We start from the raw sequence: 26,583 nt of genomic DNA, 5'->3' as shown, positions 1-26,583 counted from the left end.
GCGCGTCGCCCCGTGCTCTGCGACCATCTGAAAGCTATGAAACTCCTGCTTATTCCGGCCAGCGCAGCTATTGCGGCCGGAGCGATCGGACTGGCCACGCCGGCGCAGGCTGACGCGAACCAGGATCAAGCGTTCCTGGTATCCCTCAACGCGGCAGGCATCACCTACAACGACCCGGAGAGCGCGATCGCCGCCGGCAAGACGGTCTGCACGCTGGCCGACGGCGGCAAGTCCGGGGTCGAGGTGGTCCAGGTGCTGCAGAACGGAAACCCGGGTCTGTCGCAGGAGAACGCCGCGAGGTTCACCGCTATCGCCGCGAACGTCTACTGCCCCGCGAAACTTCCCGCGAAAGGCAGCGGGTAGAACTCGAAGTCAACACCGCCGAGCGTCGGGAGGCTTCGATGAGAGCAGGGCGGGCCGCGGGCGCGGCGTTGGCAACGGCGGGGTTGTTGGGTTGGGGCGGGGCACGGGCCCTGGTCAACCGGATCGAAAGCAACCCGGATCCCTTTACCCGCGAACAACTTCTCGCCGAACCACAAGGTGAGGAAGTCCGCATCAGTCGTCCGGACGGGACCGTCCTGCGCGCGCTGACGGCGGGCGAAGGACCGACGGTGGTACTTGTACACGGCTACACCGTCACCCTCGCGGAATGGAACGTCGTCTGGGATGACCTGCTGGCCAGGGGCTTCCGGGTGGCAGCGCTCGACCAGCGCGGCCACGGCCAATCCACGCTCGGTTCCGACGGCATCGGATCGGAGCAGATGGCCGCGGACCTCGCCGCGGTGCTCGCGCACTTCGACGTCCAGGACGCCGTGCTGATCGGACACTCGATGGGTGGCTTCGTGACGATCCGCGCGCTGCTGGACCACCCCGATTTCGCGAGGCGGCTGCGCGGGGTGGTGCTGTGCGCCACCTGGGCCGGCCGGGTGATGGACGGCGCGCCGCAGAACAAGGTGCAGATCCCGTTGCTGCAGTACGGCATCCTGCAGCGGCTGATCCGGAACAAGACCGTTGCGCTGCTGTTCGGCGCGGCGCAGTGCGGGACACGGCCGTCGCCGGCGATGGTTGCGGTGTTCACCGAGGGGTTCCGGCAGCACGTCGACCAGCACGGGCCGCTACTGCCGATCGTGCGGGCCTTCTCCCGCGAAGACCGCTACCCGCGCCTGGGCGAAATCACCGTGCCCACAGTCGTAATCGTCGGCTCCGCGGACCGCACCACGCCGCCGAGCCACTCGCGCCGGATGGCGGCCGGCATTCCCGGAGCCCGACTTGTCACGGTGCCCGATGCGGGGCACGCGCTGAATTGGGAGGCGCCCGGCGAATTGGTCAAAGTCATTGAGTCGCTGGCTGGGTAGCCGACGTCCACTGCCGGCCATCGAAGTACCGCCGCAGTGCGGGATCGCTGGGGTCGGGATACCAGCCCGGTGCGGTCACAGGGGAAGCCGGCCAGGCGTGCGGCACGTAGGACTCTGTCTTGGGTGAGTCCGCCAGCCTGACCAGCACCACGATCACCGCGGCGACAGCGGCGATGGCGACACCGCCGAACACCAGCAAGACCAGAAGCGTAGCCACCGGATGCCTCCTGCCGTCGTGACAATCATGCCGTGCGTTCTACAGTCCCGGCAGGCAGATGGGGGAGCCCATGCAGGTGTTGGCCGGCGACGGGTCGCCCTCGAGGATGTGGGCGCCCACCGGGATGCCGCCCTCGGTTCCCGGGTGACCAAGGCTGCCGCCGTAATAGTGGTGGCAAACGTTCATGTCCCACACCACATCCGGCATCGGCAGCGGGCTGCCCGGGCACCACACGTAGCTACACATCGCCAACTGGTTGCAGATGCCCGTGCCGGGATCGGCCTGCGCGGTGCCCGCACCGACTCCCAGACTGGCCATCCCAAGTGCACCCGACAGCAATGCTCCAGCGAAGATCCGCTTCATCGTCCCGCTCCTTGTCTCGGCCCGTCGATTCTCGACGGCCGCTGGTCGTTGTGACAAGTAGAGGATGGACGCTTGGCTACCGATCCCAAGAAATCAGCGCGCGACCGGGCACCTGCCGGTGTAGTCCACCTGCCAGTGCTTGATGCCGTTGAGCCAACCCGAGCGCAACCGGTCTGGTGCGGCCAGCGGCGCCAGATCGGGCATGTGGTCGGCGATCGCACCGAACATCAATCCCAGCGTCATCCTGGCCAGATTGGCGCCGATGCAGTAGTGCGCGCCGTGCCCGCCGAACCCCAGGTGCGGGTTGGGGTTCCGGGTGATATCGAACGTGAACGGATCCTCGAAGACCTCTTCGTCGAAGTTGGCCGAGCGGTAAAGCATCACCACCCGCTGGCCCTTGTTGATGGTGACGCCGGACAATTCGACGTCCTGCAGCGCGGTGCGCTGGAACGAGGTGACCGGGGTGCCCCACCGCACAATCTCATCGGCGGTGGTTTCCGGACGCTCGCGCTTGAACAGCTCCCACTGATCGGGAAATTCGGTAAATGCCATCATGCCCTGGGTGATGGAGTTCCGGGTGGTCTCGTTGCCCGCGACCGCCAGCATCAGCACGAACCAGCCGAATTCGTCGTCGGAGAGCTTCTCGCCGTCGATGTCGGCTTCCACCAGCTTCGTCACGATGTCGTCGGTCGGGTTTTTGGTGCGCTCGGCGGCCATCTCCATCGCATAGGCGATCAATTGTGTTGACGCCGTGAGGCTGTCGGCATTCCCGTACTCGGGGTCGACGTCGCCGACCAGTTGATTGGACCAGTCGAAGATCTTCATCCGGTCCTCGAGCGGTATCCCGAGCAGCCCGGCGATGGCCTGCAGCGGCAGTTCGCAGGCCACCTGCTCCACGAAGTCCCCCGAGCCTTGGGCCGCGGCCGCCTTGGCGACGTTCTGTGCCCGCTGGTCAAGTTCATCGCGCAACCGGCCGACGGCGCGCGGGGTGAATCCGCGCGAGACGATCTTGCGCAATCGACTGTGATGCGGCGCATCCATATTCAGCATCACGAAGCGCTGCATCTCGATGAGGTCCCGGCTGGCATCGTCCCGGTGCCGCGACATGGCGGTGTTCTGCCAGCTGGAGAACACGTCGCTGCGCAGCGACACCTCCTTGACGTCGCGGTGCTTGCTCAGCACCCAGAAGCCGCCGTCGTTGTATCCGCCCTTGCCGATCGGCTGTTCGTTCCACCAGATCGGCGCGGCCCTGCGCAGTTCGGCGAGTTCTGCCACCGGTAGGCGTTCGGCGTAGATGTCGGGGTCGGTGACGTCGAACCCAGGGGGCAGGTTTGGTGTCGGCACGGCGAAACTCCTAGGTGGACGTTGTCGCAACGATGTCGGACGCCATCGCTTCGACGGCAAGGAAGGCGAACGTCATGGCCGGGGCCAAGGTGCCGCCCGCCCCGGGGTAGGACGGCCCCATCACGCTGACGGTCGTATTGCCCGCCGCATACAAGCCGGCGATCGGTGCACCGTCACCGGTGAGCACCCGGCCGCTGGTGTCGGTGCGCAGCCCGGACTTGGTGCCGAGGTCACCGGGCACCACCTGCACCGCGTAGTACGGCGCCTTGTCCAGGGGGCCGAGCGACGGGTTCGGCTTGACCCGGGGGTCGGTGTAGTGCAGATCATTAAGGGTCTCGCCGCGATGGAACTCGGGATCGGTTCCGTGGCGCGCGAATTCGTTGAAACGCTGCACGGTCGCGGTGAGCTCGGCTGCGGGCACGTCGATCTGGGCCGCGAGCGTTTCCAGCGAGTCGGCCTTGTACAGCCAGCCGTGCCCGGGCCGTAGCCGTTCGGGGACGAGGCGGTCCGGCTGCAGCATGCCGGGTTTGACCGGCCCGATCGGAAACTTCTTGCGGTACTTGGCATCGAAGATCATCCAGGCCGGGATGGCCTTTCCGGTCTTTTCGTGCGCCGCATACATCGCCTTGCCGATGTTGTTGTAATTGCTGGCCTCGTTGACGAAGCGCCGCCCATCGCGATCCACGAAAAGGCCCCACGGCAAACTCTTTTCGATCACCAGCACCCAGGCGGTCGGCTCGCCCGGCGGCAGTACCGCGGGCGTCCACCAGCAGTTGTTCATCGTGGCGGTGTCCAGGGCGGCGCCGACCTGCTCGGCCAGCACGATCCCGTCACCGGTGTTGCCCTCGTGGCCGACGGTCCAGCGAGCGTCGACGGGCAGCGGCTGATAGCGCTTGCGCATCAGGTCGTTGCGCTCGAACCCGCCGGTGGCCAGCAGCACACCTTTGTGCGCCCGGATCACCCCGCCGGCGTCCAATTCGACGCCGACGACCCGGTCGTCTTCGGTAATCAATTGCCGCACCGTGGTATTGAGCAGCACCGGCACCCCGCGCCGTTTCAGTTCGATCCGCAGCCGGGCCATCAACGCCTGCCCCAGGGTCAAGTACGGGTCGCGTCCCTGCCACCGTCGCCGCGAGTCGCGCCGCCGCGCATAGCGGCCCAGCCCGGCCAGCAGCCCGAGCTTGGGTTTGATGCCGGGCTGCATCAGAGCCCGCGCCTCGGCGAGGCGCATCATGAACCGGTCGAATATCAGTTCGCCCGGGTAACAGGGATGCAGGGTGGCGAAGTCCTCACCGAGCAGGTTCCCGTCGAACGGCAGCGGTTCGAGCGGACGCCCGCCCGGCTTGGCGCCCGGTTGGAAGCCGTCGTAATCGGGGTATTCGCGCACCGGTTCGAACCGCACGTCGGTCTCGGCCTCGAAGGTGGCGATCATGCGGTTGGCGCCGTCGATGAAGGCGCGTCGCTGCTCGGCCGGCACCTGGCCCTCGGTGACCGCCTCCAGGTACGCCCACGCGTCCTTGTTGGAGTCGGAGACGGCGACCTCACCCATCTTCGGGTTGTTCGGCACCCACACCGCGCCGGCCGACATCGCCGCCGAACCGCCCCACATCGGGCTCTTCTCCAAAACCACCACGCTGTGCCCGAGCAGCGCCGCGCGCAGGGCACCGGCCAGCCCGGCGGCACCGGATCCCAATACGACGACGTCGAACTCGTTGTCGGTGGTCATCTCAGAACGTCCCGTAAACCGCCGCCGGCGGTGGCGCTTTCTCGATCAGGTCACGCACCGTCGGTCCGACCTCGGCGGGATCCCACCGCCGGCCCAGGTCGGTCGGCGGCCCGTGCTGCCACCCGTCGGCCACCGAGATCTTGCCGCCCTCGACCTCGAACACCCGGCCCGTGACGTCGGCGGACTCGTTGCTGCCCAGCCAAACGACTAGCGGGGCAATGTTTTCCGGCGCCATCGCATCAAACCCGCCATCGGATACTTCAGCCATCATGTCGGCGAACACACCCTCGGTCAGCCGGGTCCGTGCCGAGGGTGCGATCGCATTGGCGGTCACCCCGTAACGGCTGAGTTCCACGGCCTGGATGATGGTCAGTGCCGCGATGCCGGCCTTGGCGGCGCCGTAGTTGGACTGCCCGATGTTGCCCATCAGCCCGGCGCCCGAGGATGTGTTGACGATGCGCGCGTCAACGGGGTTGCCGGCCTTGAACTCATCGCGCCAGTAGGCCGCCGCATGCCTGCTCACGCAGAAGTGCCCGCGCAGATTCACCCGGATGGAGTCGTCCCACTCCTGCGGGCTCATGTTGACGAACATGCGGTCGCGCAGCATCCCGGCGTTGTTGACGACGGTGTCCAGCCGGCCGAACGTGTCGAGGGCGGTGGCGACCAGGCGCTGTGCGGCGTCGAAGTCGGTGACGTCGTCGGTATTGGCGACGGCCTCGCCGCCGACTGCGGTGATCCGCTCGACGACCTGGTGGGCCGGACCGGTGTCACTGCCGCTGCCGTCCGGGGCTCCGCCGAGGTCGTTCACGACGACCCGAGCGCCCTGCCGGGCGAACTCCACGGCGTGCTCGGCGCCGATGCCCCGTCCCGCTCCGGTGACGATGACGACGCGTCCGTCGCAAATACCCACGCGGCGATCTCCTTTCAGATTCGTTCGATGATGGTGACGTTCGCTTGGCCGCCGCCCTCGCAGATGGTCAGCAAGCCGTATCGGCCCGACGTCCGTTCCAGCGCGTGCAGCAGCGTGGTCAGCAGGCGGGTGCCGGTCGCGCCGATGGGGTGGCCGAGCGCGATGGCGCCGCCTGCGATGTTGACGACAGCCGGGTCGGCACCCAGTTCACGGGTGAACGCCATCGGCACCGGGGCGAAGGCTTCGTTGATCTCGATCAGGTCGATGTCCTCGATCGACAGCCCGCAGCGGCTCAGTGCGCGGTGCGTGGCGCGGATCGGCGCGGTGAGCATCAGGATCGGATCGTCGGCGCGGACGTCGAGGTGGTGGATGCGGGCGCGCGGCGTCAACCCGTGGTCGGCGACGGCCCGCTCGGAGGCGATCAACACCGCGCTGGCCGCGTCGGAGATCTGCGACGCGTGGCCGGCCGTCACCGTGCCACCGGGCCGAAGCGGCGCCAGCGCGGCCATGCGTTGCGGTGAGGTGTCGCGGCGCGGGCCCTCGTCGGCGGTGACGCCGGCCAGCGGCACGATCTCGCGCTCGAACCAGCCGTGGTCTATGGCCTGTATAGCCCGGCGGTGGCTTTCGAGCCCGTACTCGTCGAGCTCGGCGCGGGTCAATTGCCACTTCTCGGCCACCAGGTCGGCCGACCGGAATTGGGACACCTCCTCGGCTCCGTACCGCGCGGTCCACCCAACGCTGCCGCTGAACGGATCGGACAGCCCCCACTGCGCTGCGGCGGTGTAGGCGGCCGAGATCGGGATCATGCTCATGTTCTGCACGCCGCCGGCGATCACCAGATCCTGGGTCCCGCTCATCACCGCCTGGGCCGCGAAATGCACGGCCTGCTGGGACGAGCCGCACTGCCGGTCAACGGTGACGCCCGGGACGTCGTCGGGCAACCCGGCGGCCAGCCAGCAGGTACGGGCGACGTCACCGGCCTGCGGACCCAGCTGATCGCACACTCCAAGCACCACGTCGTCCATCGCTGACGGGTCGAAGTCGTTGCGTTCGACCAGATTTCGGATGACGTGTGCGCCGAGGTCCGCCGGATGGACATCCTTGAGCCCGCCGTTGCGCTTGGCGACCGGGGTGCGGGCCGCATCGACGATGAACGCCGCCGGCCGGGTGGTGGTCATGTGCGTCCGCCTCCTTGCGTTCGATGCCGAGCCTGGTATATCAATGTCTTGATGTCAACTTCCGAACGTATTCGTCCGGGGCCGGGTGTCAGCCTTGGGACTTTCTCCCGCGTCACGGACCTGCCGCACTGGAACCGTTACGCCGCGGTCAACGACGAGTTCATCGACGTGCACATGTCGGTCGAGGCCGCCCGCGCCGCCGGACAACCCGATATCTTCGGCATGGGCAATCTGCGGGTCGGCTATCAGCATGCGGCGCTGCACCGCTGGATCGATGGTCGCGGCGACATCGCCTCCTACAGCTGCCAGTTCCGCGCGCTGAACTTTCCCGGCGACGAATTGACGGTATGGGGCAAGGTGGTCGACTCCACCGAGCGCGACGGACTGCAACTCTCGGTGCTCGAGCTCGGCGTGCGCAACCAAGACGGCGCCGAAACCACGCCCGCCACCGCCGAGGTGGTGTGGTTCGACGGGCCGCCCGCCATGCCTCCCGGCCCGGCGCCGTCGGTCGACACCGACCGCGCGCCCGGGGTCTACCTCGACCCCGAAACCATCGGCTGGCTCGGGCGGGCGCTACCGGTCCTCGAGTCACTTCCGGTCGACGCCAACGACATTCGCCGCTGGGCGCAGGCCATCTGGTATCCCGAACCACCCCCGGCCGACCAGTTCGACATCGCCGTCGCCGCACTCGGCCCCTGGGGCGGACTGGTCGCGCCGCGCGACTTCAACCCCTATGCCTGGCACCCCGACTTCCACCCGGAGGCCTACCCCTGGATGCGCGGCATGGGCACCGAACCAGGGCGCCGCGGGCTCAACGGTGGCCAGCGGACCTGGTACGGGGCGCCCATTCGGCCCGGCGACGTGATCAGTTCGGAGGTGACGCTGGTCAGTGCGTACGAGAAGGAGGGCCGGCTGGGCACCATGCTGCTCCTGGTCGACCGGGCGGTGTGGACCAACCAGCGCGGCGAACTGGTCCGCACCAGCGAACGAACCACCATCTACCACTGATCATGGGTGCACCGGTTGACGTCGGCCACGCGGTCTTCGCGCTGCACGAGCCGCTTCCCGGACACGAGCGCGACTTCAACCGCTGGTACGAGCGCGACCACATGTACGTCGGCGGCATCCTGGCGCCGTGGACCATAGGCGCAGCGCGCTGGTTCGCCTCCGATGAACTCAAGGCGCGGCGGTTCGGCTCGGGACCGTTCGGCCCGCTCACCGACGGCAGTTACCTGACGCTCTACTGGATTCAGCGGGACCACCTCGCCGACCAGCAGAAGTGGGTGGCCGAGAACCTGGCCGGCGCCAGCCGCTACGAGCACAAGACGGTGCAGACCGCCACCACCTACGACCGGGTCGCCACCTGGGAACGCGACCCAGACGGAGTGCCGCTGTTCCTCGCTCCGGCCCACGGCTACCCGGGACTGGTGTGGCTGGTCCTCGAGCGGACACCCGAGGTGAGCCTCGATGCGTTGGCGGACTGGCTGTTCGGTGCCTATGCCGGTGATCGATGGGCCGGCAGCGGCGTCGCGTCGGCGATCGCGTTCGCACCGCGCCCCAAGGAGCCCTGGTGGCCGCCCGCGGCGCCGGAGGTGGCGGGTGTGGGGGAGCGGCTGATGGTCGCCTGCTTCCTGGAGGACGATCCGGCCGCGTGCTGGGACCGGGCGTTCGCTCCGCTGGCCGACGCCGTGACGGGTGTCGGCAGTGTCCTGTTCGCCGGACCGTTTCGCCCGACGGTGGTGGGCACCGACCCGTGATCAGTCAGCGCTACGACGTGCACTGGCGCAGCGCGCCGGCGCTCACCCAGCAGGCGGCCCGTCGCTTCGGTGACGACGCGGCGCTGATCGAGGGCGAAAGCCGGCGCACCTTCACCCAGCTGGCGGCCGATGTCAGGGCCGCCACAGCCGCCGCGCTGGCGGCGGGCATCACGCCCGGTGAGCGGGTGGCGATCTGGGCGCCCAACAGCGGCGCCTGGCTGACCGCGGCGTTGGGCATTCAGGGTGCCGGGGCGGTGCTGGTTCCCGTCAACACCCGCTTCAAAGCGGCCGAGGCGGCACACGTGTTACGCGCCAGCCGGGCTCGAGTCCTGTTCACGGTCAACGGTTTTCTCGGCACGGACTATGAGGTGATGCTGCGCGACAGCGGCGAGGAACTGGCGGACCTGTGCACCGTGGTGGTGTTGAGCGGTTCGGCGCTGCGGCCGGGAACGCGGACGTGGCGGGAGTTCCTCGACGCGGGTGCGGCCGTGCCGCGCGCCGCCGTGCTGGCCGCCATCGACGCGGTGGGCCCCGACGACGACGCCGACATTCTCTTCACCTCGGGCACCACGGGCCGGCCCAAGGGGGTTCCGACCACCCACGGTCAGAATCTGCGCTGCTTCGGCGTCTACACCGAGGCGATCGGACTGCGCCGCGGTGACCGATACCTGATTGTGAACCCGTTCTTCCACTCGTTCGGTTACAAGGCGGGATTTCTGGCCTGCCTGATGCGCGGGGCGACGATCCTGCCGGTCGCGGTGTTTGATGCCAAAAGGCTGGGCGAACTGGTTGCCGCGCAACGTATCACGGTGCTCCCCGGCCCGCCGACGCTGCTGCAATCACTGCTCGACCAGCGCGAGGGCGCGGACCTGTCCTCGTTGCGGCTCACCGTGACCGGCGCCGCGGAGATCCCGGTCGAACTGATCCACCGGTTGCGCCGCCACCACATCTTCGAGACGGTGCTGACCGCGTACGGGCTGACCGAATCGAGTGGGGTGGTGTCGGTGAGCTCGCCCGACGACCCACCGGAAGTGATCGCCCGCTGGTCGGGCCGCGTCATCGACGGCGTCGAGGCGCGCATCGTGGACGAGCACGGCGCGACCCTGCCGCCCGGCGAACTCGGTGAAATCGTTGTGCGTGGATTCAACGTGATGCGTGGCTATCTGGACGATCCGGCGGCGACCGCCGAGGCGATCGACGAGTTCGGTTGGCTGCACACCGGCGACCTCGGCGTCGCCGACCCACACGGCCGGCTGCGCGTCGTCGGCCGCAAGAAGGACATGTTCATCGTCGGGGGATTCAACGCCTATCCCGCCGAGATCGAAGACCTGTTGCTCGCGCATGACGGCATCGCTCGCGCGGCGGTGGTCGGCGTGCCCGACGAGCGGCTCGGCGAGGTCGGTGCGGCGTTCGTGGTGCCCGCTTCGGGTGCGTCGCTGGATCCCGGTGAAGTGATCGACTGGGCGCGAACGCATATGGCCAATTACAAAGTGCCGCGCCGGGTGATGCTGGTCGAGGAGTTGCCGCTGAACGCGGCCAACAAGGTGGACAAGCGCACGCTGGCCGAATGGACCCGGTCAAAGGTTCCAAAACCATCAACAAATTGATATAAAGGTCTTTACGGTATTCGGAGGTAGGCATGGCAATCGACGTGTGGGCGTTCAACATCTTCACCTCCGGTGCCGCCCCCGCTCCCGAAGACCTGACCGTGGACGCCTGCCGCGAGACCTACGGCTGGTATGTGGAATTGGCCGCCAAACTCGAGCAGTGGGGGCTGGACGGGGTCTTCTATGCCGAACACCACTTCAACCCGATCTTCATCGCGCCGTCCCCGCAACTGGTGGTTGCATCGGTCGCGGCCCGTACCAGCAAGCTTCGCCTGGGCATCATGGGCAGCGTGCTGCCCCTGCACGACGGCCGCCGCTTCCTCGAGGAATGCGCGATGCTGGATATGTTGTCGGGCGGTCGGTTCGAGATCGGGATCGGGCCGGGAGCGGGCGACGACGAAGCCGTGCAGGCGGGGTTGCCTGCCGAACACATCCGCCCTCGCTACTACAGCGTCGCGGACCTGTTAGAAAAGGGTCTCGCGGGCCCGTACGTCACGCACCGCGACGACTTCCACAACCTGGTCGATGTACCGATAGTGCCACGGCTGCAGGGTAATCCGGCCCGGCCGGTGTGGACGACCATCATGTCGGCGAGTTCGGCCGAATGGGCGGCCCGGCGCGGGTGGCGGATCTGCACGGGCTGGCTGCCCCGGCCGTTCGCGGCGCAGATCTCCGAGGCCTACCGCGCGGCCGCACGCGAGGCCGGTACGCCGTCGGGTCCCGAGATGCTCGCGCTGCGTCGGCGCGTGTTCGTTGCCCCGTCCGACACGGAGGCGCGCGAACTCGCCGAGGCCGCCGCCGATCTCACGCAACTGGGCGTGTTGCGGCAGGGTGAGGCCGCCGACCCCAACGTGGCAGCGATGCTCTCCCATCCGGACGACTACCTGATCGGAGCGCCCGCCACGGTCGCCGAACAGATCGTGGAGCAGTGCCGAGAAGGCGGCTTCGGCACCTTCGCCGCCTGGTGCGACTACGCGGCCTTCACGCGCGACGCGGTGGCCCGCAGCTACGAACTGCTGGGTACCCGCGTGGCGCCGGCGGTTCGCTCGGCGGCGCTGGAGCAGGCCAGTGTTTGAGGTCAAGGCGCTGCGCGACCTGACCTACGCGACCGTCGACGGTGTCGACCTGTGCCTGGACCTCTATCTGCCGGCTACCGCGGATCCCGTGCTGGTGGTGTATGCGCACGGCGGTGGCTTCCAGTTCGGGGACAAGTCCGACGCGCAGGCCACCCGGCTGCGCGGACTCGCCTCTCGCGGCGTGGCGGTCGCGTCGATCAACTACCGGCACGCCCCGCGGTATCTGTTCCCGGCGCAGCTCGACGACATGAAGGCGGCGGTGCGGTGGCTGCGGGCCAATGGCGGCGGCTACGGGTTGTCGACGGAACGGATCGGGGTGTGGGGCGCCTCGGCGGGCGGCTATCTGGCCAGCATGACCGCGCTCGACCCGGACCCGTCCAGCGCGGTGCAGGCCGCCCTGATCTGGTTCGCCCCGGCCGATTTCGCGTCATCGGGTGCCCGCAGCCCGCTGGAGCGCCAGATCATGTTCCCGCCCTTCGAGGCGGCCGTCCTCGGGTCAGACGATGTGGCCGACGCTCCGGCGGCGACGTCGGCGCTGGTGGCAGCGGCCAACGCGCCCGCCTCGGCGCCGCCGTTCCTGATCGCGCACGGCGATCGGGACCGGATGGTGCCGCCATCGGAGTCGGCGGCATTGCACGACGCGCTGGGACGCGCGGGCGTCTCCAGCACGCTGCTGTCGCTGGCCGGGGCCGGCCACGAGGACCCGGCGTTCGATCGGCCCGAACTGTTGGCGCTCACGGCGGCCTGGCTGGATTCGGTGTTGCGGTGACCATCGACCTGCGCGGCCTCGGTTACGTCGTTTACGACGTCACCGACATGGCGGCCTGGCGGCAGCTGACCGTGGACGCGTTCGGCATGATGCCCGCCGGCGGGCCGCCCGCGGCCGAGCCCGACGGCACGCTGTGGCTGCGCCTGGACGAACGGAGCTGGCGGATCGCCGTGCAGCCCGCGGACCGCGACGGGCAGGTCGCCGCGGGATGGGAGGTGGCCGACGACGTCGCCCTGAATGCCGCCGTCACGCACCTGGAGGCGCACGGTGTCGCGGTCAAAGCTGCCGACGATCGACTGCGTGCCCGCCGCGGTGTGTCGGGCCTGGCGTCGTTCGACGACCCGTGGGGAAATCACCACGAAATCTACTGGGGCCAAACGGTGGAGGAGCTGCCGTTCCGCTCACCCGCTGGCGTGCAGGCGTTTCTGACCGGGCCGCTCGGGATCGGCCACGTGTTCTACGCGGTCGCGTCCGCGCCCGAGGCGGAGGCGTTCTACCGCGACGCCATGGGATTCCGGCTCACCGACCGGTTCGCCTGGGGTCCCAACACCGTCGTCTTCATGCGCACCACGGCACGCCACCACAGCATCGGCTTCTTCGACCTGCCGATGCCGCCCGGGCCGAATCATCTGATGCTGGAGGTCAGTCGCCTCGAGGACCTGGGCAAAGCCTACGACCGCGTCATGGATCTGAAGATCCCGATCGTCAACACCCTGGGGCAGCACTTCAACGACCCCACGCTGTCGTTCTACGTGCAGAACCCGTCCGGTTTCAACATGGAAATCGGTTGGCAGGCATCGCAAATCGACGACACGACTTGGGTGGCGCGGACTTACACCGGCCGCGGTGAACTGTGGGGGCACCGCGGCGACATGATGGACGACATCGCTGACGCCAAGGTCGAAAGCTGATGAGGATCTGTGTGCTGGGCGCGGGGGGCCTCGGCTCCCTCGTCGGAGCGCGCTTGGCCGAGACCGGCGTGGATGTCACGCTGATCGGACGCCCGGATCACGTTGCGGCGATCCGGCGAAACGGGTTGCGGATAGCGGGGATTCGCGGATTCGGCACGGTGCGCCTAGGCGCGGTGTCCACTCCAGCCGAGGCCACCGGGCCGTTCGACTATCTGTTGCTTACCGTCAAAACCGCTGATACGGCAAAGGCCCTGGCGGAAGCGGCAGCGCTGCGCGCCGACGCCGCCCTGTCGTTGCAGAACAGTGTCACCAAGGACGCCCGGCTCGCCGAATGGATCGGCGCAGACCGGGTCATCGGGGCCTCGACCACCGAATCGGCGACGCTCGTCGAACCGGGTCACGTGCACCACACCGGAACCGCACCGGTGTCGTTCTACTTCGGCGAACTCGACGGGATCCTCTCGGCCCGGGTCGAGCGGCTGGCCGCCGCTTTCCGTGACGCGGGATTCGGCGCCGTGGCAACGGAATTCATCGGGGCGGTGGAGTGGGAGAAGCTGCTCCAGGCCGCGCTCATCGCCGCCTTCTCGATCACCGCCGTCGGTTTCCTGCCCGAGCGCACCATCACCGAAGCCCTGCAGACCCGGCCGGGCGCCGAATACTACGTGCAACTGACCGGTGAGTTGCTCGGTGTCTACAGCGCACTGGGCTACACCCCGCGCGACTATTTCGCGCCGTACGCGCAGTTCCGCCAGTTCGCGCTCGATGACTTCGACGCCTCCGTGCAGCGCGCGATGGCCCTGGGCCGGGGGATGGCCGAGCGGGGCGTGCGGGGCCGGCCCTCGATGCACGACGACCTACTGCGTCACCGGCACACCGAAGTCGAGGAGTCCCTAGGCGAATTCGTCTCCGCCGCAGCACGACTCGGCGTCGCGGCGCCGGCGTTGACCGCCGCCTACCGCATCGTCCGGTGCTACGAGCTGATGGTGACCGGGGAGGTGCCCGTCGATGTTCACTGCTGAGCCCGGCGCCTTGCTGCCGCCGCTGACGCCCGAACAGGAGCTGGTGCTGCTGGCCCGCACCCTGTGGCACGAGGGCTACGACGACCACCTGGCCGGGCACATCACTTACAAACAAAGCGACGGCACGCTGCTGACCAACCCGTGGTTCCTGCTGTGGGACGAGTTCGGACCCGACGATGTGGTGCGCATCGACCTCGACGGCAATGTGCTCGAAGGCCGCTGGCCGGCCGCCCCCGGCGTCAACCTGCACCTGGCGCTGCACCGCGTCCGCGACGACGTCGCCGTGTCGATCCACAACCACCCGCGCTGGGTGACGGTGTGGGCCAACGCCCGGCGTGTGCCGGGCGTTCATGACCAGACCGGCGCACTCGGTGGCGGCCGGGTGGTGCTCGTCGATGAGTTCGGCGGGACCGTTGCCGCCGAGGAGGCGGCCCGCAACGCCGTTGCGGCGATGGGCGACGCGGACATCGCGCTGTTGGCCGGCCACGGCGTGTTCATCCTCGGTCCCGACCTGCCGCGGGCACACCTGCGTGCGGTGTCGTTCGCGGAGCGCTGCCAACGCGCCGCGCTGGTCGAAGGCCTGGGCGGGGCAAAGGAATTGCAGCCCGACGTCAACGCGACGCTCGGCGTCGCCGAATTCGAGGGGTTCTGGGAAGCGATGGCCCGCAAAGAGCTTCGCCGCGACCCCGATGTGCTGAAACCGAAGGAGCGCCTATGCTGACCGCCGCAGATTTCCAGGGGCGCGTACTCGCCCTGCCGCCGACGCCGATGCGCACCGACGTCGATCCGCTCGGCCCCGAGTCGACCGTCGACCTCGACGAGGCCTGCCGGCTGGCCGACAAGCTGATCCGCGACGGTGTCGGGCTGATCGGGTTGTGTGGCACCACCGGTGAGGGTGCCACCACCACGTGGGCCGAGCGGGTGCAGTTGTACGACGCGGTGAATCAGACGGCCGCCGGGCGGGTGCCGGTGCTGGCCGGCACCACCGCCCTGGGCACCAAAGAGGTCGTCGAACAGATGCGCGTCGTGCGGGAACTCGGTCTGGCGGGGGCGTTCGTCGGCCTGCCGCTCTGGCAGACCCCGACATTGGCGAACGCCGTCGGTTTTCACGCCGACCTGGCCGAGGCGGTGCCGGACCTGCCGCTGCTGGTGTACGCCAACCGGTTCTTCTTCAAATTCGAGTACCCGATCGAGTTCTGGCGCGGTGTCGCGCAGCGCTGCCCGACGGTGGTGGCCTGCAAGACCAGCTTCCCGTTGACCGAGGAACTGCTGACGGTGGCGGGCGAGCAGGTCGCCTTCCTCAACGGCGAGGGCGGCCTGCTGACCGCGGCCTACAAGGCGTTCCCCGAGTATCCGCACGGCTGCTGGGCGACCTCGGCGGCCATGGGACCACAGCCCTGGGTGGCGGCGATGTCGGCGGTGGCCGCGGGGGATCGCGACCGGGCCATCGTGCTGCTGGAGGCCATTGACACCGTGCCGCTGTCCATTCCGGACTTCACCTTGTTCGCGCAGTACAACCTGCAGTTCGAGAAGGCGCGGATTGACGCCGCCGGGTACACGCGATGCGGGCCGCCGCGCCCTCCGTACACAGACCTGCCCGAGGCCTGGCGTGCTGCGGCGCTCACCAACGCGGCCGCCTGGCGAAAGTTGTGTGAATCCACCGAAACCGCGGACCGAAAGGGGCCGGTTCATGCTTAAGGAATCCGCCGAACGCTTCGTGCCGGACCTGGTCGGGCGCATCGACCCCACCCGCCCCGAGTCACTGGTGGTGGACCTGACCACCTATCAGGTGTTCGATCCTGACTCGGCGGTGGTCACGCTGATGTACTCCAACATCGCCGACAGCGGCCTGGGCATCGTGGTGTGGAACCTGGAACCGGGGCAGGAGAACGACTTTCACTACCATCCGGTCACCGAACACCTGCACGTGATCATCGCCGGCGAGGCGGAGTACACCATCGGCGACCGCCCGCCTGTTACCGTCGCCGTCGGGCAGGCGGTCATGGTGCCGGCCAATGTGCCGCACGGCATCCGCAATGTCGGAAGCCAGCGCTGCTCCTACCTGGCGATCAACAGCCCCGGCGATTACCAGAAAGTGCTGGCAGACAAAGGGGCCCGCGTGTGAGCCGCACGATCGTCGTCACCGGCAGCTCATCGGGTCTGGGACTGGCCACCAGGCAGGCCCTCGAAGCCGAGGGCGTACGCGTCATCGGCGTCGACCTCGCGGACGCCGAAATCCAAGCCGACCTCTCCGATCCCGGCGGTCGCGCCCGCGCCGCCGACGCCATCGCCGATGCGGCGGGCGGCGCACTGGACGGCTATATCGGCTACGCCGGAGTGGGCCCGTCGGTCCTCGACATCGGATTGCTCACCAGCGTCAACTACTTCGGGCAGGTCGACCTGCTGACGGCGTTGCGGCCGCAGTTGGCCGCCGCGACGAAACCGGCTGTGGTGGTGGTGAGTTCGATCGCGCCGATGGTGCAGGCCGTCGACGACGAGTCGTGTGAGGCGATGCTGGCCGGTGACGAGCAGCGCGCGATCGAGCTGACCGTCAAACACGGGGATCACGGAATCGCCTACAACACCTCGAAGTTGGCCACGCTGAAGTTCGGCCGCCGCATCGCACCGGAGTGGATCGCCGCGGGCATCCGCGTCAACGTCATCGCCCCGGGCACCACCGTCACGCCGATGACCGAAATCGCCATGGCAGACCCGGAGATCGCGCGGTTGATGGACGAGAACCCCGCACCGATCCGGCGGTGGGCGCAGCCGCCCGACATCGCCGACGCGGCGTGCTGGCTGCTGTCGGAGGGCAGCAGGTACATGGTCGGCAGCGTGCTCGTCGTCGACGGCGGAATCGATGCGGCCGCACGGCCGGAGAACTTCTAGCAAGAGGTGGTCAGGAGGTGGTGAGGTGACATCGACTCGGGTGATGTCTCTGGATGACGCCAGGCAGGTGGCCGAACGGCTGGCGGCCGCGGTCTTGGAGCGGCGTTTGGCGGGGGAGCAGGCCCGGCGACTGCCCGAGGAGACAATCGGCGAGTTCGTCGACAGTGGGCTGCTGCGGATGAACCAGGCCGCCCGCTGGGGTGGCCTGGAACTGGGCAGCCGCGCCGTCGTCGAGCTGGTGAGCACGGTCGCGGAAGGCGACGGCGCGTCCGGCTGGGTGTTCGGGCTGCTGGCGAGCCACTTCTGGCTGGGATCGGTGTTCGACCTGGAAGCCCAGTACGACATGTGGGGTGAAGACCCGAACGCGCTGATGTCGTCCTCGTTTGCCGCGGAGGCCAGCGAGGTGTCGGCGTGTGACGGCGGCTTCCGGGTGAGTGGACGGTGGCCGTTTTCCAGTGGCTCCGACCACTGTTCGTGGGCGATGGTCGGCATTGTGGTGCCCCCGGCGGACGGCGCGAGCCCCCCGACACCGCGGTGGTGCCTGCTGCCGCGCAGCGACTACACCGTCGTGGACACGTGGTCGACGTGCGCACTGCGCGGCACCGGCAGCAACACGGTGGTGATCGACGGCGCCTTTGTACCCGCCCATCGCACCGTCGATCCGGTCGACGTGATGGAGGGCCGCGCGCCCGGGTCGTTGGCGAACCTGTCACCGATCTTCAAACTTTCGTTCTCCTCGGCACTTTCGAGTTATCTGGGGTCGACGGCGATCGGGATCGCCCGGCGGGCCGCACGCGACTTCGCCGGCTACTCGAAGAAGAAGGTCTCGAAGTTCACCGGCCTGCCCGAGTTGAGCGACCCGATGATCATCCATGTCGGGACCGTCGCGGCGCACGCCGAGGCGGCGCGCGGGTTGATGCTCTATCGCGCCGGATTGCTCGACGATCTCGTCGAGCAGGGTCTGGGGCCCACGCTGGAACAGCGTCTTGCCACCAACCGCGATGTCACCACCGCCGTGCGGATGTGCGTCGAGGCCGTCGAGCGCGCAATGCGATTCAGCGGCGGCAGTGGACTTTTCGACCACCACACCGTCCAGCAGGCCTGGCGCGACGTACACGGCGTCGCCGCGCACATGGGTTACAACACCGACACCGTCTACGGGAACTGGGGCAGGCAGGTACTCGGACTGCCGCTGCCGCCGGGTTTCTCCTGAGCCATAGAAGGGCATAAGCGTGAGCCTCGTCAATCAACTCGCCTACCTGGGTGCCGGCGCCACCGACCTTGACGCGTGGCGCGGATACGCGAGCCAGGTACTGGGGCACCAGATCATGCCCGACACCGACGACCACGCGCTGTATCTGCGTTTCGACGACCGTCATCACCGGCTGGTGGTGTCGCCTGCTGACACCGATGACATCAGCTATGTCGGCTGGGAGGTGAACAACCGCGTTTCGCTCGACCGCGCGGCGGCCGCCGTCTCGGACGCGGGAGTCGAAGTGCTGGAAGGCAGTCCGGGCGAAGCAGACCTGCGCCGGGTGCTGGGTTTCGTGTACTTCACCTGCCCATACAGCGGGGTCCGCATGGAGTTGGCCTACGGGCATGAGGCAATGTTCGGACCGACCTTCCTGCCGTCGCGGCCGCTCTCGGGCTTTCACACCGGCGAGCACGGGCTGGGCCATGTGGTCTGTTATGCCTCGGATGTGCAGAAGGCCAGCGACTTCTACGTCAACGTGTTGGGATTCGGGGTCAGCGATTACACGGTGATTCCCCGGATGGGGCTGCTGGCCAGCTTCCTGCACTGCAACGGGCGCCACCATTCGCTGGCGTTCTTCGCCGCCCCCAACGCGCCGCGCAAGATTCAGCATCTGATGTTGCAGACCAACACCATCGACGACGTCGGTTCCACCTACGACGTGTGCCTGGATCACGAGCTCACCACCACGACGCTGGGCCGGCACCCCAATGACCACTCGGTGTCGTTCTACTTCCGCAACCCGTCGGGCTGGAACATCGAGTACGCCTGGGAGCCACGCGTTATCGATCCGGACACGTGGGTCACCGAGCACTTCGTGGCGGGCCGGCCCGGCGCCTACTGGGGCCACCACGGCCTGATGGAGATGGTGTGACCGTCCAGCCCCGCCGACCGCCGCTAGGGTTGATCTCGATGGCGGTCCAGCGAGACGACGACTACGAGCCCACGGTGGCCCACCTACCGTGGGAGCTGAAACGCGCCGAGCGCGCGGCCGCCCGGTTGCTCGACGCCAAGCTGCGGGGGACCGGGCTGACCAAGGCGCAGTTCGGGGTGATCCAGGCACTGGCGCACATGCGAAAGGCGTCGTCGGCCGAGCTGGCTCGCACGGTGTTCGTCACCCCGCAGGCGATGGTCGGGCTCATCACCGCGCTGGAGCAGAAGGGCTACATCGAGCGCGCGCAATCGGAGGTCTCCGCGCGGATCATCGACGCGCGGCTCACCGCGGCCGGGCGGGCGGCGTGGCGGCGCGCCTCGGCAAAACTGGCCGAGATCGACGACCTGCTGGCCGCCGAGTTCAGCCAGGCCGAGGTAGTCAAGTTCAGCAAGTTCCTCACCCGAGTCAGCGAAGCACTCGACGTCGACGAGTGACGTCGTTCGGCATAGTGTTTTGATCGTGCCGGCACGGTCAATTCCGCCGGAATCGGACTCAGAGGATGGCAGGACGGTGACGGGGTCAGCGGGCGAGGGACACGCCGAGGACAAGTATTTCGCGGAACGGACGGCCAGGGTCGAACGCCGGGTAGAGGAACTGCGCCAGCGCCGAGCGGAGCTGGCTGCCGGTCGGCGGCCCACACTCGAGTCGGCGATCCTCGCCCAACAGCGCGCCGAGGCCGCGTTGGAACGCGCCCGCGAGGCTCACCTGGCTGCGGCCCATCGGCACGAGGAGTTGGCCCGCATACACGAGCAGACCGCGAACATCTACCAGCGCGCCGCGATCCGTGGTGACGACGGGCCACGGTACTTGTTGCAGCAGAAGGCCGACGAGCATTGGCAGGCCGCGCACGACAGTCATCTGCGCCAGGCCGAGGATGAAGCCAAGGCCCGTGAGGACGAGCGGCACTGACTTTTCGGTTACGTTGTGGCTCCGTGGTTTTGGACCGTTACGCCGACCCGGGGGGTGCCCACCGGGACCTGCACGCCCAACCAATTGCATGGCGTCCAGGTCTGCCACGCAATCAGTGCGCACTGCTGTTCCGGTGTCAGCGGGCCCGGACCAGCGTAGGGCGGCGTACCGGGCCCGCCACACACATTCGGGTCCGCTGAAGCGACGCCCAGGTTTGCGAAACTGCGGCACCATCGCCGGGGTGAGGGCGGCTACGGCCGATACACGTCGGATGCGATTCATAGCTCACTCGAATCTGTAGACGATGGCCTGATCGTGACTCTGTCGGCCGACAGCCGGGACCGGGTCCCTCGGCGATCCCGACTGGGTCGTTGTTGTCGTTGAAGTCGGCGTGGTAAAGATGACACACGCTCAGGTCCCAGCCGGTGGCCACCAAGCCGGGCCATACGTGATCGCCTGGGCACCAACGTATCCGGGGTCCGCGTAGCAACCGGATCTGGTGGAGCAGGGGCCGCTTTGGCTCGGGAGTGTCTCAGGCGCCCTCGGCCAAATAGGTGACCACATACCACCGCCGGGCCGGGTGAACCGACGTGTCGTATTCGTCGGTCGCTGTGGCGTTGTCGAGCCGGACGTCCGTGTAGTGCGGATTGTGGAGGCGGATGTGGTCTTGGAGTTGCGCCCAGAGTGCGTCGCCGTGCAGAGCCGGGTCTGCGGGTGCTTTGCCCTCGTACCGTGTCCAGCTCACCTCTAGAACCTAGCCGGGGTGTATCGGGCTCAGGGCAACGCGGGTCGAGCGTTTGCCCTCAGGCTGGGGCGCCGAAGGGTTGGTTCGCGGAGGGGTCTTCGGCCAAGGGATCCGGGCCGAAGCGGTTCGACCCGTCGGTGCCCCGCATCGCCCAAAAGATGACGAGAACGATGAAGCCGAGGATCGGCAGGAAAGCGATCAGCACCCACCAGCCCGAGTTGTCGATGTCGTGCAGGCGTCGAACGGCGACGGCCAGGCTCGGAATGAACGTGACCACCTGGAAAGCCACGTTGGTGACTTGGATATCCAGTTGCCCGTCGATGATGGCCGTCAGAATGCCGACGGCGATCGTGAAGAGACTCCAATACCAGAATTCGGATCGACAGGCCCGATCGTTGAAATTGAAGTATTTGACGAATCCGGTCGAGATCGCCTGCCCGAAGCCCATCTCATCACCTCGTTGTGGAGCTGATAGGTGGGCGGAGAGTAGCACAGCGGCCTTGGAGTGCGTGGTTGTGCGAACGCCACGAACCGGCAGGTAGAACGTGGTGCGCGATACTGGGATTGAACCAGTGACCTCTTCCGTGTCAGGGAAGCGCTCTCCCGCTGAGCTAATCGCGCTGGGAGATCAAAACTGGAGGTGGAGACGGGAATCGAACCCGTGTGCACGGCTTTGCAGGCCGTTGCCTCACCACTCGGCCACTCCACCGCTGGGATTGATGCCTCTTGCACCTCTCGAGCGGATGACGGGATTCGAACCCGCGACCCTCACCTTGGCAAGGTGATGCGCTACCAACTGCGCTACATCCGCGCGCAACGGGCGAGATCGTCGTCCGGTGCGAAGCAAGACGATAGTCCAGTGAACCGGCCCACACAAATCCCTTGGTACCGGGCGCGCCTGCCTGAGAGCCCCCGCCGGCGCCAGCGGTGATCGTGCTAGTGTTCGACGTCGTTCGCCTCTCGGCGCCGGTCCCGTGGCTCAGTGGGAGAGCGTCCGCTTCACACGCGGAAGGTCGCTGGTTCGATCCCAGCCGGGACCACCTCGAAGATCACGTCTGAATACCAAGCTTCCGACGCTCGACGGATGCACTGCGGCGTCGGCCGGCGTTCGGCCTAACCTGGCCTGGTCCATCCCAAACGGGAGCGTCCCGGCGTGCGGGAAGTCAACCGGCGGCGGCCGGCCGCTGGTGGACATCATCAAGACCCGCAAACTGCGCACCGTCACGCTGAACGACGTCTTCCCGCGACCGGAGATTCCCCGCCGCACAAGCGGTTTCGTCAGCCAGCAAGCTAGAAAGCTTGGAAGCCGCCTGAGCTAGGATCGCTTGGTCCGCACGCGCAGAGCCGCAGAAGGGAAGACGACGATGTCGGTCACGGTGATTCTCGAGCTCCGATTTAAGCCCGAGGAGGTGGCTGCGGGGCGGGAATTGATGGGACGCGCGCTGCAGGACACCCGGGCGTTCGACGGCAATCTGCGTACCGACGTGCTCATCGACGAGGACGACGAAGCCCACTGGCTGATCTATGAACTATGGGAGTCGGTGGACGCCGACGAGGCTTACCGGCGCTTCCGGGCCGGCGAAGGAAAGCTGACCCAGCTACCTCCGCTACTGGCCGCCCCGCCGGTCAAGACCAGGTACGCCACCTCCGACGTCTAACGCGAGCGCAGCCCGGCGCATTGGCCTAGCGTCAGTGTGCATGAGCTTTTCCGAAGGCATCGGCACGCTGAAACTCGAATGTCCGCAGGCCCACCCAGTCGGCAGGATTCTGCGGGAGGCCGCGCACCAATCGGTCCAGTACGACCCCGGTGCCGCGGTCGGGCCACGACGATTCTGGCCCGAGGAAGGCGAGCATGCCCAGTTCACCATCCACTGCCGGTATTGCGACAAGCCGGTAGGTGAAGCTACAGCGACGCTGCGCGCGCAGTTCACGGATCTTGTCGAACACACGACCGAGACGTATCGAACGACCACTTTGCCTTACGTTTGAACGCCGCGATTCACATGAAACACAAATCAAACACCTAGTACGCCGTTATTTGGGACGGTCGTTCACAGCTGGTTAAGCCAAGCGTTGCAACGCTTTTCACCCGCAAATCAGGCTCGGCCGTGGCCGGAAGACGCTATTCGGCATTTGTCGAGTAAACGCCACCCGTATTCACCCATGCTGATATCGCGAGTTTTTATTGATTTCGAATGGGCTATAAGGAAACGTTTACAAAAGCGCACTACCCACGTCCCTACTAGCACGGAGCTCTCATGACGCTATCCCGCAGGCACCCGCTGGGCGTCCTCGCCGTGGTTGTGGCCAGCCTCGCCGCTGTCACATCTCTCGTCGTGTACGCACCGCCGGCTCAGGCGTTCTACGTCAAGTACCACGAGACGATCACGCGCAACGCTCTACCCGCAGATCAGGTCAGTCAGCTGGCCGTCAACCAGATTCTGGTGGGCCCGCCGCCCGGTGGCGGGGCCATGGGCAGTGACGTCTTTGCCACCGACGAGTTCCGTCACCTCGACAACTCGATCAACCCGGTCGACATCTGCAACCGTGCCCGCCAAGCCTGGGACGTCTTCTCACCCGTCGTTCTGAGCGGGTCGGTGCTCAACGGCAACGTCGAGGCCGACGGCCCCGGTGCCCGCGCCGCGTTCGGAGCGCTGCTGCACACCCAGCAGGACTTCTACGCGCACTCCAACTGGGTCGACGACAACATCGCCATCGGCCAGCTGGACCGGCTCGCCCCGCCGATCTTCCCGAACTGCAACCCGGCGGATTTCCCGGCAGACCTGCACACCGGCTACTACAGCATCGACTTCGCTCAGCAGTTCCCCCTCGAGGGTTGCCCGGCCGGCGGCCCGCCGCCCGGCTTCCAGGAATGCCACAGCACGCTGAACAAGGACGGCCCACACACCCCGCGCGGCAGCCAGCTCGTCCCCGGTACGAACATGACGAAGTACGACCTGGCGGCCCAGTTGGCGACCCGCGCCAGCACGGACCTGTACTTCACGATTCGTGATTGGGTGGCTAACGCCAACGGCCAGGACGCCGCCGTTCAGCTGTTCCAGCAGGGTGGACCGATGCCGTCGCTGTCCAACCTCCCGCACCTGCCCAACGTTCCCAACATTCCGTACACCGGCAACTAGTCCCAAAGTCAGCGGGTGCTCGGGTCGACCCAGTCGATCCACTCGCCGTGGGCGGCAAGCCCGAGCACACCGCTGATTCCGGCCTGATCGAACGCCGCGACGAACTCCTCGCCGCCCTCGCTGAAGTGAGCCCAGCCGTCCAAGTGGGCTGGTATCACCAGCGCGGCCCCGAGTAGTTCGGCCGCCGCGGCGGCACGCGCGGATGTGAGCGTCAGCGGGCGTCCACGTTCCTTGGAAGCCACGCTCGCCGCGCCGGCAAAGAGGACCGCGATGTCGACGCGGCCTACCCGGACCGAGATTTCCTTGACCGCGCTGATCGAGGCGTTGTCGCCGCTGAGGTAGACGGTGGGCACTTCCGGTCCCGACAACACGAAGCCGGTCACCTCGCAGTTGACGTGGCCCCCGGCGTCCCGTTGCCCGTCGGCCGGACCGTGCACGGCCGGAACCGCCTGGGCCACAAGCGCACTCGTGCCGCCAGGTAATTGGTAGGACTCCCACGGCGCCACTCCGACCGCCGGTGGGCCGAGCCGGGACGCGCCGCCGGGATGGGTGAGCACCAGGGGAGCGGCCAGTGCCCAGCGGCGGCCTTCGTCGTCGAGGTTGTCCGGGTGCTGGTCGTGGCTGATCAACACCGCATCCACCGGCCCGAGCGCATCGGCGCTCACCGTCGGGCCAACGGTTTTGGTCAGATAGTCGTGTACGCCGGGCGGATCGAACGTGGGATCCATCACGATCCGGCGCCCGGCGATATCCACCACCGTCGTCGGGCCACCCAACACGCTGAAGGCACACTCGCGCCGCCGTGCATCGACTCCCATAACTCCTACAGCCCCCGATCGCTCAGCCAGGTGTGGATCCGCTCGGCCACGCGTGGCCAGCCCGGTTCCAGCATCAACATGTGCCCCATGCCCGGGAAGATCTCCGCCTCGGTTCGATACCTTCGCGCCGTTGCGCGCACCTCGGCATTGCTGATCAGCCCGTCGTGCTCGCCGCCCAACACCAACATCGGCGTCGTCACCCGGCGCGGCCGCGGCAGCCGAACCGCCTGGTCGAAGAAGACGGCACGCAGGCTGTCGGGTTCGACCCGTCGCGCCCCCTCTTCGACGAGGGGCTCGGGAGTCGTTGGGCTGAAGAGGAACTGCCGTGCCAGCCGAGGGGTGTTGAAGATACCGTGTGCCTGACCGATTCCATTGGCTCGCACCGAAATCCACGGCTCTTTGCGCCAAACCCGTACGGCCGAAGGGAAAATGCCGCGAGTAGGCGTCGATGCGAGCAGCACCGCGCCCGGCGCGTCGCGCTTCTCCAGGTACTTCTGCGTGACGAAACCCCCGGTGGAATGACCGATGAGCACCGGGCGGCCGCCCAATTGATCAGCCGCCCACCGCACGTCATGAAGGTAGTCCGCCACGGAGCACTTGCTGACCGGCTTCGGCGAGCTGCTGGCGCCATGACCCCGCCAGCTCACGGCCGCCGCCCGATACCCCCGCTCGGCGAAGAAATCGAGGAAGTGTTCGTCCCAGCACCATGCCGACAGGCAACCGCCGTGCACGAACAGCAGCGGCGCCGGGTGGGTTTGTGAAGTGGTGCCTTTGTCGATCAGTTCGAGCACAGCCAACATGGTGCCAGCTTCCTCACAGCGCCGTCGCTGCAACTCCGCATAGGGTGCATCAGTGTCCATCTCCCACATGTTGTTGATCGGATTGGCGGGCATGGCTGCCGGTGCCATCAACTCGCTCGTCGGGTCCGGCACCCTGATCACCTTTCCGACGCTGGTCGCGCTCGGCTATCCACCGGTCACCTCGACCATGTCCAACGCGGTCGGCCTGGTCGCCGGGGGTGTTTCGGGCACCTGGGGCTATCGCCGGGAACTGCGTGGACAGTGGGACCGGTTGCGCTGGCAGATCCCGGCGTCGCTGGCCGGCGGTGTGCTGGGCGCCTACCTGCTGCTGCACCTGCCGGAAAAGGTGTTCATCAGGATCGTGCCGGTGCTGCTGGTGCTGGCGCTGATCCTGGTGCTGATCGGGCCCTGGATCCAATCGTGGGCACGCCGGCGTGCCGAGGACGCCGGGCGCTCCGCCGAATACCTCACCCCGACTCGGATGGCAATGCTGATCCTGGGCACCTTCCTCGTCGGCGTCTACGGCGGTTATTTCACCGCCGCCCAAGGCATCCTGCTGGTCGGTGTGATGGGCGCCCTGTTACCCGAATCGGTGCAGCGGATGAACGCCGCCAAGAATTTACTCACCCTGATTGTGAATATCGTTGCCGCGGTGGGTTATACGTTGGTGGCCTGGGAACGCATCAGCTGGCCGGTCGCCGGATTGATCGCGGTCGGGTCGCTGATCGGGGGATTGCTCGGGGCGCGCTACGGGCGACGGCTGTCGCCCGGTGCGCTGCGGGCCACCATCGTGGTGGTCGGTCTCGTCGGGCTCTACCGGTTGCTCGCCGTGTAAATGTGCTTTCGGCGGCATAGGATTCGGCA

At 67.4% G+C, this 26,583-nt stretch carries 31 protein-coding genes and 4 tRNA genes; 22 read left to right on the top strand and 13 right to left on the bottom strand.

The annotated features are described in order from the left end of the window. Window positions 1–36: 36 nt before the first annotated feature. On the top strand, window positions 37–363 hold the full coding sequence (locus tag A5645_RS15905) for a DUF732 domain-containing protein (protein WP_065130204.1): 327 nt from the start codon (window positions 37–39) through the stop codon (window positions 361–363). 38 nt (window positions 364–401) lie between these two features. Continuing rightward, window positions 402–1,355: an alpha/beta fold hydrolase gene (locus A5645_RS15900; RefSeq protein ID WP_065130203.1), complete on the top strand. Its 954-nt coding sequence runs from the start codon at window positions 402–404 to the stop codon at window positions 1,353–1,355. Here A5645_RS15900 and A5645_RS27820 read toward each other — a convergent pair. The 6 genes from A5645_RS27820 to A5645_RS15870 all read right to left on the bottom strand — a co-directional run bounded on the left by A5645_RS27820 (window position 1,333) and on the right by A5645_RS15870 (window position 7,093). After that, on the bottom strand, window positions 1,333–1,572 hold the full coding sequence (locus A5645_RS27820) for a DUF2510 domain-containing protein (protein WP_065130202.1): 240 nt from the start codon (window positions 1,570–1,572) through the stop codon (window positions 1,333–1,335). The genes A5645_RS15900 and A5645_RS27820 overlap by 23 nt on opposite strands. 39 nt (window positions 1,573–1,611) lie before the next feature. Next, complete coding sequence (locus A5645_RS15890; RefSeq protein ID WP_065038584.1) at window positions 1,612–1,935, bottom strand: hypothetical protein; 324 nt, start codon at window positions 1,933–1,935, stop codon at window positions 1,612–1,614. A gap of 93 nt (window positions 1,936–2,028) precedes the next feature. Further along, on the bottom strand, window positions 2,029–3,279 hold the full coding sequence (locus A5645_RS15885) for a cytochrome P450 (RefSeq protein ID WP_065130201.1): 1,251 nt from the start codon (window positions 3,277–3,279) through the stop codon (window positions 2,029–2,031). A 10-nt stretch (window positions 3,280–3,289) separates the two neighbouring features. After that, window positions 3,290–5,005 (bottom strand): FAD-dependent oxidoreductase, encoded by a 1,716-nt coding sequence (locus A5645_RS15880; RefSeq protein ID WP_065130200.1) that lies wholly within the window; start codon window positions 5,003–5,005, stop codon window positions 3,290–3,292. A 1-nt stretch (window position 5,006) separates the two neighbouring features. Continuing rightward, window positions 5,007–5,915 (bottom strand): SDR family oxidoreductase, encoded by a 909-nt coding sequence (locus tag A5645_RS15875; protein WP_065130199.1) that lies wholly within the window; start codon window positions 5,913–5,915, stop codon window positions 5,007–5,009. A 14-nt stretch (window positions 5,916–5,929) separates the two neighbouring features. Next, entirely contained in the window at window positions 5,930–7,093 is a 1,164-nt protein-coding gene (locus A5645_RS15870) for an acetyl-CoA C-acetyltransferase (protein ID WP_065130198.1), read from the bottom strand. 51 nt (window positions 7,094–7,144) lie between these two features. On the opposite strand from A5645_RS15870, the gene A5645_RS27165 reads away from it, so the two are divergent. The 15 genes from A5645_RS27165 (at window position 7,145) to A5645_RS15795 (ending at window position 20,216) form a co-directional block, all read left to right on the top strand. Further along, entirely contained in the window at window positions 7,145–8,101 is a 957-nt protein-coding gene (locus A5645_RS27165; RefSeq protein ID WP_081288377.1) for an FAS1-like dehydratase domain-containing protein, read from the top strand. A 2-nt stretch (window positions 8,102–8,103) separates the two neighbouring features. Next, window positions 8,104–8,850, top strand: a complete 747-nt coding sequence (locus A5645_RS28765) for a hypothetical protein (RefSeq protein ID WP_065130197.1) — start codon at window positions 8,104–8,106, stop codon at window positions 8,848–8,850. Then, entirely contained in the window at window positions 8,847–10,457 is a 1,611-nt protein-coding gene (locus A5645_RS15855; RefSeq protein ID WP_065130196.1) for a FadD3 family acyl-CoA ligase, read from the top strand. The genes A5645_RS28765 and A5645_RS15855 overlap by 4 nt, the downstream gene beginning before the upstream one ends. A gap of 32 nt (window positions 10,458–10,489) precedes the next feature. Then, a complete protein-coding gene (locus tag A5645_RS15850) occupies window positions 10,490–11,533 on the top strand; it encodes an LLM class flavin-dependent oxidoreductase (protein ID WP_065130195.1) in 1,044 nt (347 codons plus the stop codon). Further along, the gene (locus A5645_RS15845) at window positions 11,526–12,302 is read left to right on the top strand and encodes an alpha/beta hydrolase (RefSeq protein WP_065130194.1); all 777 of its coding nucleotides are present in this window, start codon (window positions 11,526–11,528) and stop codon (window positions 12,300–12,302) included. The genes A5645_RS15850 and A5645_RS15845 overlap by 8 nt, the downstream gene beginning before the upstream one ends. Then, window positions 12,299–13,213 (top strand): VOC family protein, encoded by a 915-nt coding sequence (locus A5645_RS15840; RefSeq protein WP_081288375.1) that lies wholly within the window; start codon window positions 12,299–12,301, stop codon window positions 13,211–13,213. Before A5645_RS15845 ends, A5645_RS15840 begins: the two co-directional genes overlap by 4 nt. Further along, on the top strand, window positions 13,213–14,232 hold the full coding sequence (locus A5645_RS15835) for a ketopantoate reductase family protein (RefSeq protein WP_065130193.1): 1,020 nt from the start codon (window positions 13,213–13,215) through the stop codon (window positions 14,230–14,232). The genes A5645_RS15840 and A5645_RS15835 overlap by 1 nt, the downstream gene beginning before the upstream one ends. After that, window positions 14,219–14,953 carry a class II aldolase/adducin family protein gene (locus A5645_RS15830; RefSeq protein ID WP_065130192.1) on the top strand — a complete coding sequence of 245 codons (735 nt, stop codon included), beginning with the start codon at window positions 14,219–14,221 and terminating at the stop codon, window positions 14,951–14,953. Before A5645_RS15835 ends, A5645_RS15830 begins: the two co-directional genes overlap by 14 nt. Further along, window positions 14,947–15,930 carry a dihydrodipicolinate synthase family protein gene (locus A5645_RS15825; RefSeq protein ID WP_065130191.1) on the top strand — a complete coding sequence of 328 codons (984 nt, stop codon included), beginning with the start codon at window positions 14,947–14,949 and terminating at the stop codon, window positions 15,928–15,930. The genes A5645_RS15830 and A5645_RS15825 overlap by 7 nt, the downstream gene beginning before the upstream one ends. Further along, window positions 15,923–16,357, top strand: coding sequence for a cupin domain-containing protein (locus A5645_RS15820; RefSeq protein WP_065130190.1), 435 nt, complete (start codon window positions 15,923–15,925; stop codon window positions 16,355–16,357). The genes A5645_RS15825 and A5645_RS15820 overlap by 8 nt, the downstream gene beginning before the upstream one ends. Then, a complete protein-coding gene (locus A5645_RS15815; RefSeq protein WP_065130189.1) occupies window positions 16,354–17,121 on the top strand; it encodes an SDR family oxidoreductase in 768 nt (255 codons plus the stop codon). The genes A5645_RS15820 and A5645_RS15815 overlap by 4 nt, the downstream gene beginning before the upstream one ends. Window positions 17,122–17,146: 25 nt before the next feature. Then, on the top strand, window positions 17,147–18,334 hold the full coding sequence (locus A5645_RS15810) for an acyl-CoA dehydrogenase family protein (RefSeq protein ID WP_172830544.1): 1,188 nt from the start codon (window positions 17,147–17,149) through the stop codon (window positions 18,332–18,334). A 19-nt stretch (window positions 18,335–18,353) separates the two neighbouring features. Then, on the top strand, window positions 18,354–19,247 hold the full coding sequence (locus tag A5645_RS15805) for a VOC family protein (RefSeq protein WP_065130187.1): 894 nt from the start codon (window positions 18,354–18,356) through the stop codon (window positions 19,245–19,247). 38 nt (window positions 19,248–19,285) lie between these two features. Beyond that, window positions 19,286–19,741, top strand: a complete 456-nt coding sequence (locus A5645_RS15800; protein WP_065130186.1) for a MarR family winged helix-turn-helix transcriptional regulator — start codon at window positions 19,286–19,288, stop codon at window positions 19,739–19,741. Between the two features lie 76 nt (window positions 19,742–19,817). Next, window positions 19,818–20,216, top strand: coding sequence for a hypothetical protein (locus tag A5645_RS15795; RefSeq protein WP_065130185.1), 399 nt, complete (start codon window positions 19,818–19,820; stop codon window positions 20,214–20,216). A gap of 532 nt (window positions 20,217–20,748) precedes the next feature. Here the strand turns inward: A5645_RS15795 and A5645_RS15790 are convergent. The 5 genes from A5645_RS15790 to A5645_RS15770 form a co-directional block, all read right to left on the bottom strand. Continuing rightward, the gene (locus A5645_RS15790; protein ID WP_065130184.1) at window positions 20,749–20,961 is read right to left on the bottom strand and encodes a hypothetical protein; all 213 of its coding nucleotides are present in this window, start codon (window positions 20,959–20,961) and stop codon (window positions 20,749–20,751) included. 58 nt (window positions 20,962–21,019) lie between these two features. Next, window positions 21,020–21,409, bottom strand: coding sequence for a DUF805 domain-containing protein (locus A5645_RS15785; RefSeq protein WP_065130183.1), 390 nt, complete (start codon window positions 21,407–21,409; stop codon window positions 21,020–21,022). Window positions 21,410–21,507: 98 nt separating this feature from the next. Then, window positions 21,508–21,582 (bottom strand) — tRNA-Val (locus tag A5645_RS15780). 14 nt (window positions 21,583–21,596) lie between these two features. Continuing rightward, window positions 21,597–21,670 (bottom strand) — tRNA-Cys (locus A5645_RS15775). A 29-nt stretch (window positions 21,671–21,699) separates the two neighbouring features. Beyond that, window positions 21,700–21,772, bottom strand: a tRNA-Gly gene (locus tag A5645_RS15770). Between the two features lie 157 nt (window positions 21,773–21,929). Here A5645_RS15770 and A5645_RS15765 point away from each other — a divergent pair. The 4 genes from A5645_RS15765 (at window position 21,930) to A5645_RS15750 (ending at window position 24,101) form a co-directional block, all read left to right on the top strand. Continuing rightward, window positions 21,930–22,001 (top strand) — tRNA-Val (locus A5645_RS15765). A 324-nt stretch (window positions 22,002–22,325) separates the two neighbouring features. After that, window positions 22,326–22,619 (top strand): putative quinol monooxygenase, encoded by a 294-nt coding sequence (locus A5645_RS15760; protein WP_065038591.1) that lies wholly within the window; start codon window positions 22,326–22,328, stop codon window positions 22,617–22,619. Window positions 22,620–22,659: 40 nt separating this feature from the next. Further along, a complete protein-coding gene (locus A5645_RS27155; protein WP_081288373.1) occupies window positions 22,660–22,950 on the top strand; it encodes a hypothetical protein in 291 nt (96 codons plus the stop codon). Window positions 22,951–23,219: 269 nt separating this feature from the next. Then, window positions 23,220–24,101, top strand: a complete 882-nt coding sequence (locus tag A5645_RS15750) for a hypothetical protein (protein ID WP_065120044.1) — start codon at window positions 23,220–23,222, stop codon at window positions 24,099–24,101. 8 nt (window positions 24,102–24,109) lie between these two features. Here the strand turns inward: A5645_RS15750 and A5645_RS15745 are convergent, their stop codons facing one another. Together A5645_RS15745 and A5645_RS15740 are read right to left on the bottom strand one after the other, a co-directional pair. Then, window positions 24,110–24,919, bottom strand: coding sequence for an MBL fold metallo-hydrolase (locus A5645_RS15745; RefSeq protein WP_065130181.1), 810 nt, complete (start codon window positions 24,917–24,919; stop codon window positions 24,110–24,112). A gap of 5 nt (window positions 24,920–24,924) precedes the next feature. Further along, window positions 24,925–25,719, bottom strand: a complete 795-nt coding sequence (locus A5645_RS15740) for an alpha/beta hydrolase (RefSeq protein ID WP_414467466.1) — start codon at window positions 25,717–25,719, stop codon at window positions 24,925–24,927. Window positions 25,720–25,771: 52 nt separating this feature from the next. Between A5645_RS15740 and A5645_RS15735 the strand changes: the two genes are divergently transcribed. Further along, the gene (locus tag A5645_RS15735) at window positions 25,772–26,554 is read left to right on the top strand and encodes a sulfite exporter TauE/SafE family protein (protein WP_065038595.1); all 783 of its coding nucleotides are present in this window, start codon (window positions 25,772–25,774) and stop codon (window positions 26,552–26,554) included. Window positions 26,555–26,583 lie beyond the last annotated feature (29 nt).

The sequence above is a fragment of the Mycobacterium asiaticum genome, assembly GCF_001673635.1.
Taxonomy (GTDB): domain Bacteria; phylum Actinomycetota; class Actinomycetes; order Mycobacteriales; family Mycobacteriaceae; genus Mycobacterium; species Mycobacterium asiaticum_C.
Note: the sequence above shows the minus strand (reverse complement) of the source record. Positions and strands in the feature narration are given on the sequence as shown.